We start from the raw sequence: 14,827 nt of genomic DNA, 5'->3' as shown, positions 1-14,827 counted from the left end.
GCCGCTGAGAAATCAGCGGCTTTTTTGTTAGAACGAATACCGTAACCCCAACCGAATCCGGTACTGCTCGCGGTTGTAATCATTCCATCTATCCAGCCACTGAAGCTCGAGGTACGGCAGCCAGTTTCTGTCGATCCTATAGCTGAATTTATTGGTGATTTCCCAGTGATGGTCTTTGCCATTTTTGCTGTGATAATCATTCACCCGCTGGAAAAAGTGCGGTTCAAAGGTGTAGAAAAACGCATCCGTCACTTTGAAATTCCAGTAGTTGGCAAACTCGTGCGTGTCGTTCTTATCCATCTGCCCGTTGTAATCCGGCGTATCGTAATTGTTATGGTTATAGCGATAGCGAAACGTCAGGTTGAACCCGTCGACGAATTTATAATTGGTGTCCAGATAGACCGCACCGCCCGAACCGGTGCTGCTGTCGTTAATTAATCCGCCAGGCTGGAAGGTGAGTTTGTCGGTGGGTTTAAAGAGCGGATACCACCCCTCAATTTCGTTATAGCTGTGCTTCAGCTCGTCCCATTTCCCCACGTTATAGGCGTTGGTGAACATCAGCCCCGCGCCCATATCGAAGTTATATCCCGCTCGCAGGATCACCTCGTGCAGCTCAGAGGCCGTGTTGTAGGCTTCACGCGTTTCGACATAGGCCCCGGCGAATACCGGGCAGGACACAGACGACACGATCAGTACGGTAATGATTCTTTTCATAATTTGTCCATGTATCAGGTACAGAAAGGCCTCCCTCCTGATTAACAGGAAGGACATAGTGGCCGGATTTATTGTTATAAAGTGACTGCTGACGCTTTATTGTTGGGGGTTATCTCAGGGGTATTTGCGGTTTGTTTTTTCCGTTTTCCAATCTCCTCGATAATAAAGGCGAAGCGCGCTTCGTTGAGTTTATAAAACAGCCCCATGGTTACGGCGGCCACGATCGCCAGGCCGCACGGCCAGAGGAAAATAAGCTGACGCAACCCCAGCAGCGTGCCTGCGCTCTGCACCGCATGGGGAACGTAGCCAATCTGGGTCAGCATGATGCCGGGCAGGAAGCCGGCGAGGGCGGCGGATATTTTGCGCGAGAAGGTATACCCGGTGTACACCGACCCTTCGGCGCGGATGCCGGTTTTCCACTCGCCGTAATCGACGGTATCCGGCACCAGCGCCCAGTTCAGGCTGTTCACAAACGCCGTGCCGAAGAAGGCCATGCAGGAAAACAGCACGAACAGCAGGGAGCTGGTCCCCCAGAAGAAGTTCAGCACGTCACCCACCGCCCACAGCGCCAGCCCGCCCAGATAGACCGGCTTCTTGCCAAAGCGCTTCACCGCGCCGGGCACCAGAAACACGCCAATCAGAATGCAGCCCATGCTAAAAAAGCCCATCCACGACAGCAGATGCAGATCGTTCAGCACGTACTGGGTGTAATAGACCTGAATCGCCAGCTTGATGTTAAAGGCGGCGAGGGTACACAGGTTGGCGATGCACAGCACCAGCAGCGGCGGGTTGCGGAAAATCGCGCAGAACGATTTCAGAATGCCGGGCTTATGGTGATCGGGCGTGAGCTCCACGTAGCGCTCCTTCACGCCGCTGTAGCACCACCACATGCAGAACAGACCACCCGTCACAAACGCCAGCGCGGCCACCAGATAACCGAGAGAGGGCTGGTGGACGAACAGCGCCTGAATGGGCATAAAGCCGACGGTGCAGAGCAACAGCCCGACCGTGGCGCCGCCCTGACGCCAGGCGGCAAGCTGCGCGCGCTCGTTGGGGTTTTTGGTCATGGCCGGTACCATCGCCCCGTAAGAGCAGTTCATCAGGCTGTAGCACAGGCCAAACAGCATAAAGAGCACCGTGGCGAGCGCCGTTTTCACCGTCAGGCTAAAGTCGTTGGCCATAAACTGCGCCGTCGCGACCAGCGCCACCGGGACGGAAGCGTAAAGAATAAACGGTCTGAATTTTCCCCTCGCGCCGATATTGCGCCGGGAGTCCAGCAGCACGCCGGTCAGCATGTCGGTAAGCGCGGTGAAGAATTTCGCCACCAGGAAAATAATGCCGCCGTAGAACGCGGGCAGGCCCAGTTCATCGGTGTAAAACTTCAGCAGATACAGCGTGCCAATACACAGCATCAGGTTCGAGCCAAAATCGCCCATCCCGTAGGCGCACTTCTCTCGCAGGCTCAATTTCAGGGTTAACGGATCACTGTTATGTGTCATGGTCGATCCTCAGAGCGCCCCGTAGGGCGCGCTATCTCGTCTTTTATGCCGTACGCTTGCGCATTTCAATCTCTTCGACGATGCGCACATACATCTTCTCGTTGAGGTTGTAGAAGCAGCCCATCGCCACGATGGTGATGACCGCCAGCAGGCTCGGATAGATAAAGATCAGCTGCCGCAGCCCTTCAACCGTCCCGGCGGACTGCGCCACGTTGGGCACATAGCCGATCTGCGTCAGCATAATCCCCGGGAAGAAGCCCGCCAGCGCCTGAGACACCTTGCGGAAGAAGGTAAACCCGGTGTAGACCGTTCCCTCGGAGCGCACGCCGGTACGCCACTCGCCGTACTCCACGGTATCGGACACCAGCGCCCAGTTCAGGCTGTTCACAAACGCGGAGCCGAAGAAGGCCAGGCAGGAGAACGCCACAAAGCTCACCGAGCCGCCGCCGAAGAAGTAGTTGAGCAGATCGCCCGCCACCCAAATCGTCAGCCCGCTGATGTAGACCTTTTTCTTACCGAAGCGCCGCACCGCGCCGGGCATCATAAAGACGCCGATAAAAATACAGCCCATGCTGAAGAAGCCCATATACGACAGCAGGAGCGGGTCGTTCAGGACGTACTGCGTGTAGTACACCTGGATGGCGAGCTTGACGTTGAAGGCGCCCAGCGTGCACAGGTTAGCAATGCACAGAATAAACAGCGGACGGTTCCCGGCGATGGCGCGAAACGACTGCAGCAGCCCCGGCTTTTGCGCCGGATTGGCAGGCCGCGTCTCGACGTAACGCTCGGTCACGCCCTTATAGCACCACCACATAAAGAACAGCCCGAACAGCGAGAAGAGGGTGGCGGCAAAGATATAGCCAAGCCGATCGTTGCCCTCAATCAGGTTCATCACCGGAACAAAGCCCACGGTACAGAGCAGCAGGCCCAGCGTGGCGCCGCCCTGACGCCAGGCGGCCAGCGAGGCGCGCTCGTTCGGGTTTTTGGTCATGGCGGGCACCATCGCGCCGTAAGAACAGTTCATCATGCTGAAGAACAGGCCGTACAGCATGAACAGCACGGTCGCCATGACCGTCTTACCCGTGACCTCAAACGGCGTGCCGACGAAGTTGGCAATCGCCAGCAGCGTCACCGGGAAGGCGGCGTACAGCACGAACGGGCGGAATTTCCCCTTCGGGCCAATCTTGCGCCGGGAGTCGAGCATGATCCCGGTGCCCATGTCGGTGAAGGCGGTAAAGAACTTGGCAATCAGGAAGATGATCCCGCCGTAGGTGCCCGGTAGCCCCAGCACGTCGGTATAAAACTTCAGCAGATACAGGGTGCCGATATCCAGCAGGATGTTCGAGCCGAGGTCGCCCATCCCGTAGGCGAGTTTCTCTTTAAACGGCAGGCGTAGGGTTGCCGGATCGGAAGTATGTTGACTCATTATTATTCTCCGTCTGCCCGCAGGTTTCCCTGCGGGCGAGCCTTATCAGATATGACGTAAGGTGCTAAACAGATCTGCCCATTCGCTGTGCTGGCGATAGAAGACCGGCGGCTTGCCGAGCGGGGCATCAACGGTCACCTCTCCGCCCCGGCAGGTTTCTCCGGTCCATGCATTCACCCAGCTGTCCTGCGGCAGATAGAGCGTCCAGTCGGTGCGCCCCTCTTCGTGAACCGGCGCCACCAGCAGATCGCGGCCAAACAGATACTGGTACTTCAGCGTGTAGGCGCGGGCGTCGTCCTCGTAGTGCAGGAACAGCGGGCGCATTACCGGCAGGCCGGTTTTCGCGTTCTGCGCGACGGCGGCTTTGATATACGGCTTCAGGGTGGTGAAGACGGTGGTCATGCGCGCGAAGTGCGCGATGGTTTCCGCATCGCCGTCGAACTGCCAGTTGTCGCCGGGGCGGTTGCCCTCATGGGTGCGCATCATCGGCGTGAAGGCGCTGAAATCGCACCAGCGCAGCAGCAGCTCTTTGCTGCGCTTCATCCCGAAGAGGGTGGTATAGCCGCCGATGTCGCTGTGGTGCAGGCCGTGCCCGGTCATCGCCAGGGAGAGCGCCGCCGGAATCACCGAGGCCGGGCCGTCGTCCAGGCTCCAGTCGACGTTCTGGTCACCCGCCCACATCATCACCGAGTGCTTCTGGCTGCCGGTGTAGCCCGCGCGCATGAAGAACAGGATCTCCCCGAGCTTGCCGGTCTCTTCCAGCGCCTCGTAGTTACACTTCGCCCACAGGGCAGGCCAGGCGTTGTGCATGATCTCCGCGCTGACGCCGTTGTGCAGGAAGGTATCGGTCGGCAGGTACTCCCCGAAGTCTGCCATCCAGCCGCCGCAGCCCAGTTCGATCAGGTTCTGTTTGATGACCTCTTTGTACCAGCCGTAGGCTTCCGGATTGGTCAGGTCGATAACGCCCGCGTAGAACTCACCGAACTCGACGTGGTAGTCCTTGCCGTCGGCGTCTTTGGTCAGATAGCCGCGTTTCGCCGCCTCTTCGCACAGGTCTTTATCGCTGGCAACGTACGGGTTGATATAGGAGAGGAACTGCACGCCTTCCTCTTTCCACTGCTGAATACGCGCATCAAGCTGCGGGTACAGCTCGCGGTTCCACTTCCAGTTCCACATCACGCGTTTGCCGAAGGAGGTCATTCGGATGCCGGACCAGTCCTGCGCCCAGATGCCGTTCACCTTCACGCCGCCTTTGCGCATCACGTCGAGCTTCTGCTGACACACCTCGGTGCCGCCCTGAATCCCCAGCGTCACGCCGTCGTACACCCAGTCCGGCAGTTCTGGCTGTCGGCCCAGCAGGTCGGTCAGTTTTTCCAGCAGATCGACGTAGGTTTCCGCACCGTCGAAGCGCAGCGTGGCGTTATCTTCCCAGAACGCAAGCTCGTGGAAGTCCGGCGCGCTGAAGTCGAAGTTCATGTAGCAGCTGTTATCCACGTGGCAGTAGTACTTCTGGGTGCTCACGAAGGTAGGCTGCGGGAAGAAGGTCCAGTAGTAGTCGCCGCCCGCGTTCTCCTTGCAGTCTGCCTGCCAGGTGACAAAGGTTTGCTTGTTACGGCCCACGCCCTGCTCGCTGGTCCACAGCGGGAACGGCTTGCCGCGCAGATCGAAATAAGAGAACTGCTCGCCGCAGCCGTAGATATGATCTTCCGGCTGGGCCGCCAGCCGCAGCCAGATGCGGTTATGGCGAGTGGCATCATTGTTAAGCTTCAGCTCCAGACGGCCTTCGGCATCCACGCCCACCCGCAGCGTCGCGCTCACCGCGTCGCCCCGGGTAAAGCGGATCGCCCAGCCCGCGCTTTGCTGCGTGACGGTTGCGTCCGTCAGGGCAATCTTTTCGTTGAGCCTGTCCTTGATGCTGAAGTTGCCGCGAAACATCTCGATATCGGCCTCGCCCGCGCCGATCCACAGGCAGGGCGCTTCCGCGCTATGGGACAAAATCAGGCGGTTTTCCCAGTGCAGGGTGAAACCCCTTTCGTTATTTTTCAGGTCAATATTGTGTAGGGTACGCATAAGAACTCCGTCTTTTATTATTTGGCCAGGCTATCCAGCAGGCCGGCGGCCGTTGCCGGGGCTAAGCCCGGCGCCAGCGGCAGGCGAGGGATCACCAGACAGTGCAGCAGATGGTAAATATCCTGCTTGCCGTCCCAGACTTTGGTCGTCACTTCGTTATTGGTGTCCAGCTCCTGCCACCAGGAGCCGTTCTCGTAATCCATCAGGTACTTGATGCAGTAATCCCACCACCTCTGATACCAGGCTTCGTACTGCGCCTCGCCGGTCACGGTGTAGAGCGCGTAAGCCGTTCCCATCGCCTCGACGATCGGCCAGCGCACGCGTTCACGCACGATAGGCTTGCCGTCCCAGCCCACGGAGTAGACAAACCCGTCCGCGCCGTCCGGTGCCCAGGCGTCGCGAATGGTGGCGTGGAACAATCCTTTCGCATCTTCCAGCAGCCACTCCGGCGGGGTTTCAAAGCGGGCTTCCAGCGCGGCGCGCAGGTGCAGCATCAGGCGGCCCCACTCGATCCAGTGCCCCGGCGTGCCGCCGTAGGCGCGGAAACGGTGGGCAGGATTGTCGATGTTGTAATCGCGGATCGGGTTCCAGTCGGTGTCGAAATGCTCGTTAACGCGGTACTCCCCTTTGCGCGCTACTTCGTGAATAATCACCGAGGCGATGCGCAGGGCGCGGTCGAGCCACTTCCGGTCGTGCGTCACGTCATAGACGATCAGGAAGGCTTCCACGGCGTGCATGTTGGCGTTGCCGCCGCGGTAATCCTCGGTTTTGCTAAAGGCCTCGTCCCAGGATTCGAGGCACATTTGCTCTTCCTCGCTCCAGAAATAGCGCTCGATCACCTCAATCGCGTCGTCCAGCAGCCTGCGCGCCTGCGGATGGCCGGTGGTCACGGCGCTCGCCGCGCCCAGCAGCACGAAGAAGTGCTGATAGCCCTGCTTGGAGGCGTCGATCACGCCCTCATCGTTCACGCAGGCGTACCAGCCGCCGTGCTGGTTATCGCGCAGCGGGCCGTTGAGGGCATTAATGCCGTGCTCAACCAGGGCATACGCCCCGGGACGGCCCATGTTGGCCGCCACCGCATACACGTGCAGCATGCGGGCGGTGATCCACAGATGCGTGCCCATGTCGTTACGCACGTGGCCGTTATTGCCCAGCCAGCCAAAGCCGGTCGGCACGGCGGCGTTTTTACCGAAATCCAAAATACGGTCGGTCTCTTGTTCGAGCCAGCGGTTATGGCTCAGGGTGTTAAACCATTTCATGTTCGGGTCCTTTCCTAGCGGCGAGCCATCATTTCGTCGACGATCTCACCTAAACGCTGCAGTTTTGGCACGGAGACGTCGCGCAGCATCATTTCCGTATCCGGCAGCCCCACCACGGAGGACCACACGGCGCGACCGGCTAAAAAGCCGGAAGCCCCCGCCTGCATGGCAACCTGCACCGCGCGCGGGAAGAGCTTGTCGTCCACGCCGGAAGAGAGGATCACCCACGGCATATTGATTTCCGCGTTCAGCTTTTGCGAGGCGGCCAGCAGCGCCTGCTGCGTACCTTTTCCGAACAGCGGCATCTCCACTTTGTAGAGGTCGGCACCGCTGTCGCCCAGCTCTTTCGCCGCATCAATAATCGCCTGTTCGCGGTCAAACGCGGCACCGTGACGCGGCGGACGCACCACCGGCTCAATGATGCTGAGCAGCCCGTTGCTGTGGCACAGCGTGTTGAACGCCTGCACCATCTCCAGCCGCTGCTGCGGATCTTCATCGCTGCGCCACAGCACCAGCAGCTTCAGCGCCTTGCCGCCGTCGCGCCTGACCGCCTGCGCGTCGATGTTCTTGTCGATCGCCACGCTGTCGACCGGAATACCGTTGCCCGGTATGAACTCGTCGGCGGCCACAATCATCGCGCAGCTCTTGGCAACGGCCTGCTGCGCCACAATCTGGCGATAGCAGAACTGCTGGTCGACGAGAATGGCGGAGGCGTAAGGCGACAGGATTTTGGCGGCGTTAACCTTAAAATCCGTGAGGTGCTGGTCGGTGACCGGCACCGGCGCGCCTGCCGCCGCAAACATCAGGCGCATCGCTTCGCGCTGGTCTACGGCCAGCATCGCAAAACCGCCGGAAGGTCGGGTGATATCTTTCAGGGTGTACATCGTCATTCCTCAGTCCTTTCGTATCAGTGTGATTTTTTTCAGCCCGGCAGATGCGCGAACCTGTTCGAGAATGGCCGTCCAGTCTTCGCGCCCGCGCCCGGCGGCGCGTGCCTGGTTGTAAACTTCGCGGGAGGCCGCGCCGAGCGGCATCGGAACGTGGAGCTGATTGGCCACGTCGAGCGCAATGCCCAGATCTTTATGCGCCAGGTCGATCATGAAGGCGGGTGAAAGATCTCCTTTCAGCACCTTGTTCGGCCATGAGGTCGTGAAGTGGCCTTTGCCCGCAGGCGTGCCGCTCATCACCTTGAGCGCCACGTCGAAGGAGAGACCGAGCGCTTCGCAGAGCACGGCGGCCTCGGCCGACAGCGCGTTCAGGGCGATGCTCATGTAGTTATTGATAAGCTTCACGCGGATGCCCATGCCCGGCCCGCCGGCGTTAATCAGCTCGTTGCCCATCGCCATGAGTACCGGGGTAGCGCGCTCAATCTGCTGCGCCGTGCCGCCGGCCAGCAGAAGTAACGTACCGGCGATGGCATGGTCAGACGTGCGCCCGACCGGGACGTCCATCAGGCTGAAGCCGCGCGCCGCCATGTCGCGGATCAGCGCGTCGGTTTGCAGCGGATGAATGGTGGACATATCTATCACCAGCGCGTCGCGGGATAACCCATCGCACACGCCGTGCTCGCCGAACAATACGCTGCGCACCAGGTCACCGTTTGGCAGAATGGTAATGACGAATTCGGCGTCCGCTGCGGCCTGCGCGGGCGTTGCCGCCGCCCGTGCGCCATGCTCCACCAGCGCCTGAACCGCCTGCGGGTTCACATCAAATACGCTCAGCCGGTGTCCCTGCTTCAGCAGATTCTTCGCCATTGGCGCGCCCATCTGCCCTAAACCGATAAATGCGATTGCTGACATGCCTTTCTCCTGTCACATCGTGTCAATTTTTGCGCGTTTGTGTTGTCTGTTTTTGATCGTATTTGTAATTTATAGTCAAAAAATAGACATGGGTCACTTTTTAAACATTTGGTGAAATTAAAATGAGAGCATCAGAAATCGCACAAGGAATCACCATGACTCGCATCGTTTGTGTCGGCATTACCGTGCTGGATCGCATCTGGTATCTCGATGATTTACCAAAGGAAGGTGGGAAATATGTCGCAAAAGACTATACGGAAGTGGGCGGCGGCCCGGCGGCTACTGCGGCGGTGGCGGCGGCTAAACTGGGGGCGGAAGTGGATTTTATTGGCCGGGTGGGTGATGACGATACCGGCAGACGGCTGCTCGCGGAGCTGGAATCCCTGGGGGTGAACACCCGCTACACGCGCGTAGTAAAGGGTGCCCGCTCGTCACAATCGGCGGTGCTGGTGGACGCCAGCGGGGAGCGCGTCATTGCGAACTACCCCAGCCCCGATCTCCCCGCTGAGGCTGACTGGCTGCATGAAATCGACTTCTCACAGTGGGACCTTGTATTAGCGGACGTGCGCTGGCACGACGGGGCAAAGCAGGCGTTTACCCTTGCCCGTCGGCAGGGCGTTCCGACCCTGCTGGACGCCGACGTCACCCCGCAGGACATCGCGGAACTGATCGCCTTAAGCGACCACGCCGCCTTCTCCGCGCCGGGGCTGCGGCGCTTAACGCAGCTGGATGAAACCGTAGGTGCGCTGAAAAAAGCACAAACGCTCACAAATGGACATGTGTATGTGACCCAGGGGCGAGACGGCTGCTTCTGGCTGGAGAACGGCAGGTTATGCCACCAGCCCGGCTTTGAGGTGGATGTCATTGATACCACCGGCGCGGGCGACGTTTTCCACGGCGCGCTGGCGGCCAGCCTGGGGCAGCATGTCCCTGTGGACGACGCCGTGCGGTTTGCCAGCGCGGTCGCCGCCCTGAAGTGCACCAGGCCCGGCGGGCGTGCGGGGATACCCGACTGTGATCAAACCCGCTCTTTTTTGTCACTTTTTGTATAAAATGCGGGGCGTGATGGTTTTCAGAGGACAGCCCATGAGCCTTACCGAACTGACCGGCAACCCGCGTCACGATCAGCTGCTGACGCTGATTGCCGATCGCGGCTATATGAACATTGATGAACTGGCGCAGCTGCTGGATGTCTCTACGCAAACGGTGCGGCGCGATATCCGCAAGCTCAGCGAGCAGGGACTGATTACGCGCCATCATGGCGGTGCGGGCAGGGCATCCAGCGTGGTGAATACGGCGTTTGAGCAGCGTGAAGTGTCGCTCACCGAAGAGAAGCGGGCGATTGCCGAAGCGATTGCGGACTACATTCCCGATGGCTCCACCATCTTCATCACCATCGGGACGACCGTAGAGCATGTCGCCCGGGCGCTGCTCAATCACAACCATCTGCGCATTATCACCAACAGCCTGCGGGTGGCGCACATTCTCTATAAAAACCCGCGCTTTGAAGTGATGGTCCCCGGCGGCACGCTGCGCCCGCATAACGGCGGCATTATCGGCCCGGCGGCGACGGCGTTTGTGTCCGGCTTTCGGGCGGACTATCTCGTGACCAGCGTCGGCGCGATTGAGCACGACGGCGCGATGATGGAGTTTGACGTCAATGAAGCCAGCGTGGTGAAAGCCATGATGGCTCACTCGCGTCATATTCTACTGGCAGCCGATCATACGAAGTACACCGCTTCCGCCGCCGTGGAAATTGGCAACGTGGCGCAGGCCACGGCGCTCTTTACTGATGAGCTCCCCGGCTCCACGCTGCAAAACCATCTAAAATCCAGCAAGGTTGAGGTCGTTGAAGTGAATTCAAACGACGAACAGCAGGCGGGTTAATCCGTTTACGGCCCGGATTTCAGGTTCGGGCTGCTCCTTTCTCTAAGCTGAATCTGACGCATAGCCAAACCTTCTCTTTCCCGCTACAGTTAATTTTCCACGGCGAGCAGGAGATAAACATGCTTTATATCTTTGACTTAGGAAACGTAATCGTCGATATCGATTTTAATCGGGTGCTGGGCGCATGGAGCGATTTTAGCCGTGTTCCGCTGGCGACGTTAAAGCAAAATTTCGCGATGGGCGAGACCTTCCACCAGCACGAGCGCGGCGAAATCAGCGATGAAGCATTCGCTGAACGTTTCTGCCAGGAGATGGGGCTCTCGTTAAGCTACGAGCAGTTTTCCCACGGCTGGCAGGCGGTATTTGTGGCGATTCGCCCCGAAGCGATCGACATCATGCACAAACTGCGCGAGCAGGGGCACCGCGTGGTTGTTCTCTCCAATACCAACCGCCTCCACACCACGTTCTGGCCTGAGGAATACCCTGAGGTTAAGGCGGCGGCAGATAAGATCTATCTCTCGCAGGAGATGGGCATGCGTAAGCCTGAAGCGCGAATTTATCAGGCTGTTCTGCAGGAAGAAGGATTTACGGCGGCGGATACGGTCTTTTTCGACGACAATGCCGATAATATAGAGGGAGCTAACCAGCTGGGTATCACGTCAATTCTGGTGACCGGAAAAGAGACGATCCCCAACTACTTTGCGAAGCAGCTATGCTAAAAACCGTTCATCAAAAAGCCACACACCATACGCGTCCGCTGCGGGCCTGGCTGAAGCTGCTCTGGCACCGGATTGATGAGGACAATATGACCACGCTGGCGGGAAACCTCGCCTACGTGTCGTTGCTTTCATTAGTGCCGCTGGTGGCGGTGATTTTTGCGCTTTTTTCCGCTTTTCCAATGTTTGCGGAAGTGAGCGTACAGCTTCGCCACTTCGTTTTCGCGAATTTCATTCCCGCTACCGGCGACATCATTCAGAACTATATCGAGCAGTTTGTTGCTAACTCTAACAAGATGACGGCGGTGGGGGCGTGCGGTCTTATCGTCACCGCGCTGCTGTTGATGTACGCCATTGATAGCGCGCTCAACACCATCTGGCGCAGTAAAAAAGCGCGGCCCAAGGTTTACTCGTTTGCCGTCTACTGGATGATCCTCACGCTTGGCCCGCTGCTGGCCGGGGCAAGCCTTGCGATCAGCTCGTACCTTCTTTCGCTGCGCTGGGCGAGCGATTTTAACGGTGCCATTGATAACGTCCTGCGCATCTTTCCGCTGATTTTGTCGTGGCTCTCTTTCTGGCTGCTCTACAGCGTTGTCCCGACCTCGCGCGTACCTAACCGCGATGCGGTAGTGGGGGCGCTGGTGGCGGCGTTACTCTTTGAGCTCGGTAAGAAAGGGTTTGCCCTCTACATCACTATGTTTCCGTCCTATCAGCTCATTTACGGCGTGCTGGCGGTGATCCCCATTTTGTTTGTCTGGGTCTACTGGACCTGGTGTATCGTCTTGCTTGGTGCCGAAATAACTGTCACTCTCGGCGTATACCGCGAACTTAAAAAAGCAGCAGCAGCTGAAAAACAACAAGAAGCAGACCAACCATGATTGCATTGATACAGCGCGTAACCCGTGCCAGCGTCACCGTGGAGGGAGAGGTGACGGGTGAAATTGGCCCAGGACTTTTGGTGTTGTTAGGTGTCGAAAAGGATGATGACGAACAAAAAGCCAACCGCCTGTGCGAGCGCGTGCTGGGCTACCGCATTTTCAGCGATGCGGAAGGCAAGATGAACCTGAACGTCCAGCAGGCGGGCGGCAGCGTGCTGGTGGTGTCCCAGTTTACGCTGGCAGCGGATACGGAGCGCGGAATGCGCCCGGGTTTCTCTAAGGGCGCCGCGCCGGATCGTGCAGAAGCACTTTACGAGTACTTTGTTGAGCGTTGTCGCCAGCAGGAAATGAATACGCAAACCGGACGATTCGCTGCAGATATGCAGGTATCGCTGGTGAACGATGGCCCCGTCACATTCTGGCTCCAGGTATGAGCATACTTACGGCATGGCCGCGGGTAACAAGAGAGAGTACAGCTATGTATCACCTTCGAGTACCGCAAACGGAAGAAGAGTTAGAAGCCTATTACCAGTTTCGCTGGGAAATGCTGCGCAAGCCATTACATCAGCCGAAAGGCTCTGAGCGCGACGCCTGGGACGCGATGGCCCATCACCAGATGGTGATGGACGAAGAGGGCAACCTCGTCGCCGTCGGGCGTTTGTATATCAACGCCGATAACGAAGCGTCAATTCGCTTTATGGCGGTTCACCCTTCCGTACAGGACAAAGGGCTGGGGACGCTCATGGCGATGACCCTGGAGTCCGTGGCCCGTCAGGAAGGCGTTAAGCGCGTCACCTGTAGCGCCCGCGAAGATGCCGTGGAGTTCTTTGCCAAGCTCGGTTTTGTGAATCAGGGGGAAATCACCGCCCCGCAAACCACGCCGATTCGTCACTTTTTAATGATCAAACCCATCGCCACGCTGGACGACATTCTTCATCGCGCAGACTGGTGCGGGCAGCTCCAGCAGGCCTGGTATCAGCACATTCCGCTCAGCGAAAAAATGGGCGTGCGCATCCAGCAGTACACCGGGCAAAAATTCATTACCACCATGCCGGAAACCGGCAATCAGAACCCTCACCACACCCTGTTTGCGGGCAGCCTGTTTTCTCTGGCCACGCTCACCGGCTGGGGGCTGATCTGGCTGATGCTGCGCGAGCGCCACCTTGGCGGCACCATCATTCTGGCCGATGCCCATATTCGTTACAGCGCGCCGATCAGCGGCAAACCGAGCGCGGTGGCTGACCTTGGCGCACTGGGCGGCGACCTTGATCGTCTGGCGCGTGGCCGCAAAGCGCGCGTGCAGATGCAGGTTGAGCTGTTTGGCGATGAAACCCCGGGCGCGGTGTTTGAAGGCACCTACATTGTTCTTCCGGCGAAGCCTTTTGGCGCGTATGAAGAGGGTGGGAACGAGGAGGAATAACTCAATTAAAAGAGAGTTATCTTCTTAGTAGATAACTCTCATATAGTATTAGAAGCGATAGCCAATACCCAAATTAAATCCATTGATGGCGTAGTTGCCATCCAGATCGGCGTTCGTTCCTTCATAGCCGATCGTCACTGAAATATTTTCAACAGGATTAACCATCAGACCTGCACCATAGGCAAAAGAGGTCGAGTTTAAAGAAATGCTGTCATGACCTGTATAATCGAGCGTAGAGTTAATCCAGGTTGTTGACCCGGTGGCCTTAACATAAGAAACACCTGCCAGAGCGTACAGAGAGAGGTAATTATTAATACGGTATGCAGGACCTGCAAGTACTGAATAATATTTCACATCCGCATCGTTTTGAACAAAGTCGTTTACCACATAATACTGGTTGGAACCATCACCCTGCATATAGGTGAAAGAGCCAACAATACTTAACGGTGAGTTAAATTCGTAGCGATACTGCAGGTTTACCCCGCTCAGACTATTAAAGTTTTGCACATCCGCGTGAGCATAGCCAAGGGATAACGTTTGTTCATTCGCGAAGACGACGCTGCTTGCAACCGAAGTTGCCAGAATAATAGCCAAAGATATTTTATTCATTTATATATTCCATTTGTATTTTATTAGAGAAGGAATTTTAAATTAGTAGGATAGATAAAAACAGAGTGGAATAGCTTTAGTGCATATAATTAGGAATAAATTTATACCTTCATGGTGGGTGCTCTGTTTTATTTTGAGGAAGAATAGGAAGTATTAATCGTAGCAATGGGTCGAGGGTGCTTGATGGATCGAGGACGTATTCTGATGGAATGGCTAATGCGAGATTTGTGCAATAACGCCGCAGAGCAGTTCAGCCTGTTGTGAACTTTATTCCCGGATGGATAGAAACTACCTCCCCCTAAACAGGAAGTGGTTGTCGAACGCAGGTTTCATTGACGGCATGCCGGTCAAAATTCGTGTGATGAAGGATTGCATCTTTATCCGTGCAGTGCGTGCGTCTGTTTCCTTCATCATGCCTTATGCATCCGACTCCTGGCCCAGGATCCCACCAGTGGTAACATATGGGAAATGCAAACATGGTCGAAAACAGTTCTATCAATGTGAGTTGCCCGTATGCTTACCGGGATTCAACTCACAATCGAATATTAAA

14 protein-coding genes and 1 pseudogene are annotated in these 14,827 nt (G+C 57.4%); 7 read left to right on the top strand and 8 right to left on the bottom strand.

The genetic code is table 11. The features are described 5' to 3' along the window. Positions 1-27 precede the first annotated feature (27 nt). The 7 genes from ompL to yihU all read right to left on the bottom strand — a co-directional run bounded on the left by ompL (position 28) and on the right by yihU (position 8,767). On the bottom strand, positions 28-714 hold the full coding sequence (gene ompL, locus FY206_RS24310; protein ID WP_032644302.1) for a porin OmpL: 687 nt from the start codon (positions 712-714) through the stop codon (positions 28-30). A gap of 74 nt (positions 715-788) precedes the next feature. Then, positions 789-2,213 (bottom strand): MFS transporter, encoded by a 1,425-nt coding sequence (locus FY206_RS24305; RefSeq protein WP_032644304.1) that lies wholly within the window; start codon positions 2,211-2,213, stop codon positions 789-791. A 43-nt stretch (positions 2,214-2,256) separates the two neighbouring features. Beyond that, on the bottom strand, positions 2,257-3,639 hold the full coding sequence (locus FY206_RS24300) for an MFS transporter (protein ID WP_032644305.1): 1,383 nt from the start codon (positions 3,637-3,639) through the stop codon (positions 2,257-2,259). A gap of 45 nt (positions 3,640-3,684) precedes the next feature. Beyond that, entirely contained in the window at positions 3,685-5,709 is a 2,025-nt protein-coding gene (locus tag FY206_RS24295) for an alpha-glucosidase (protein WP_032644306.1), read from the bottom strand. 17 nt (positions 5,710-5,726) lie between these two features. Next, on the bottom strand, positions 5,727-6,968 hold the full coding sequence (yihS, locus tag FY206_RS24290; protein WP_032644307.1) for a sulfoquinovose isomerase: 1,242 nt from the start codon (positions 6,966-6,968) through the stop codon (positions 5,727-5,729). Between the two features lie 14 nt (positions 6,969-6,982). After that, positions 6,983-7,858 carry a sulfofructosephosphate aldolase gene (yihT, locus tag FY206_RS24285; protein WP_032644308.1) on the bottom strand — a complete coding sequence of 292 codons (876 nt, stop codon included), beginning with the start codon at positions 7,856-7,858 and terminating at the stop codon, positions 6,983-6,985. A gap of 3 nt (positions 7,859-7,861) precedes the next feature. After that, positions 7,862-8,767, bottom strand: a complete 906-nt coding sequence (gene yihU / locus FY206_RS24280; protein ID WP_032644309.1) for a sulfolactaldehyde 3-reductase — start codon at positions 8,765-8,767, stop codon at positions 7,862-7,864. Positions 8,768-8,922: 155 nt separating this feature from the next. Here yihU and FY206_RS24275 point away from each other — a divergent pair, with 155 nt between their 5' ends. The 6 genes from FY206_RS24275 to fabY all read left to right on the top strand — a co-directional run bounded on the left by FY206_RS24275 (position 8,923) and on the right by fabY (position 13,668). Then, entirely contained in the window at positions 8,923-9,819 is an 897-nt protein-coding gene (locus tag FY206_RS24275) for a sugar kinase (RefSeq protein WP_032644310.1), read from the top strand. A gap of 34 nt (positions 9,820-9,853) precedes the next feature. Next, positions 9,854-10,654, top strand: a complete 801-nt coding sequence (locus tag FY206_RS24270; protein WP_032644311.1) for a DeoR/GlpR family DNA-binding transcription regulator — start codon at positions 9,854-9,856, stop codon at positions 10,652-10,654. A gap of 119 nt (positions 10,655-10,773) precedes the next feature. Further along, positions 10,774-11,373, top strand: a complete 600-nt coding sequence (gene yihX / locus FY206_RS24265) for a glucose-1-phosphatase (protein ID WP_032644312.1) — start codon at positions 10,774-10,776, stop codon at positions 11,371-11,373. Then, positions 11,367-12,248 (top strand): virulence factor BrkB family protein, encoded by an 882-nt coding sequence (locus tag FY206_RS24260; protein WP_032644313.1) that lies wholly within the window; start codon positions 11,367-11,369, stop codon positions 12,246-12,248. The genes yihX and FY206_RS24260 overlap by 7 nt, the downstream gene beginning before the upstream one ends. Further along, entirely contained in the window at positions 12,245-12,682 is a 438-nt protein-coding gene (gene dtd / locus FY206_RS24255) for a D-aminoacyl-tRNA deacylase (protein ID WP_032644314.1), read from the top strand. Before FY206_RS24260 ends, dtd begins: the two co-directional genes overlap by 4 nt. A 44-nt stretch (positions 12,683-12,726) precedes the next feature. Then, positions 12,727-13,668 carry a fatty acid biosynthesis protein FabY gene (fabY, locus tag FY206_RS24250; protein WP_032644315.1) on the top strand — a complete coding sequence of 314 codons (942 nt, stop codon included), beginning with the start codon at positions 12,727-12,729 and terminating at the stop codon, positions 13,666-13,668. Positions 13,669-13,716: 48 nt separating this feature from the next. Here the strand turns inward: fabY and FY206_RS24245 are convergent, their stop codons facing one another. Then, positions 13,717-14,277 (bottom strand): Ail/Lom family outer membrane beta-barrel protein, encoded by a 561-nt coding sequence (locus FY206_RS24245; protein ID WP_032644317.1) that lies wholly within the window; start codon positions 14,275-14,277, stop codon positions 13,717-13,719. 229 nt (positions 14,278-14,506) lie between these two features. On the opposite strand from FY206_RS24245, the pseudogene FY206_RS25885 reads away from it, so the two are divergent. Next, a pseudogene (locus FY206_RS25885) lies at positions 14,507-14,659 on the top strand (SymE family type I addiction module toxin); the annotation flags it as partial. Positions 14,660-14,827: the final 168 nt, after the last annotated feature.

It is taken from the genome of Enterobacter chengduensis (assembly GCF_001984825.2).
GTDB lineage: Bacteria > Pseudomonadota > Gammaproteobacteria > Enterobacterales > Enterobacteriaceae > Enterobacter > Enterobacter chengduensis.
This window is presented reverse-complemented; position numbering and strand designations above follow the sequence as displayed.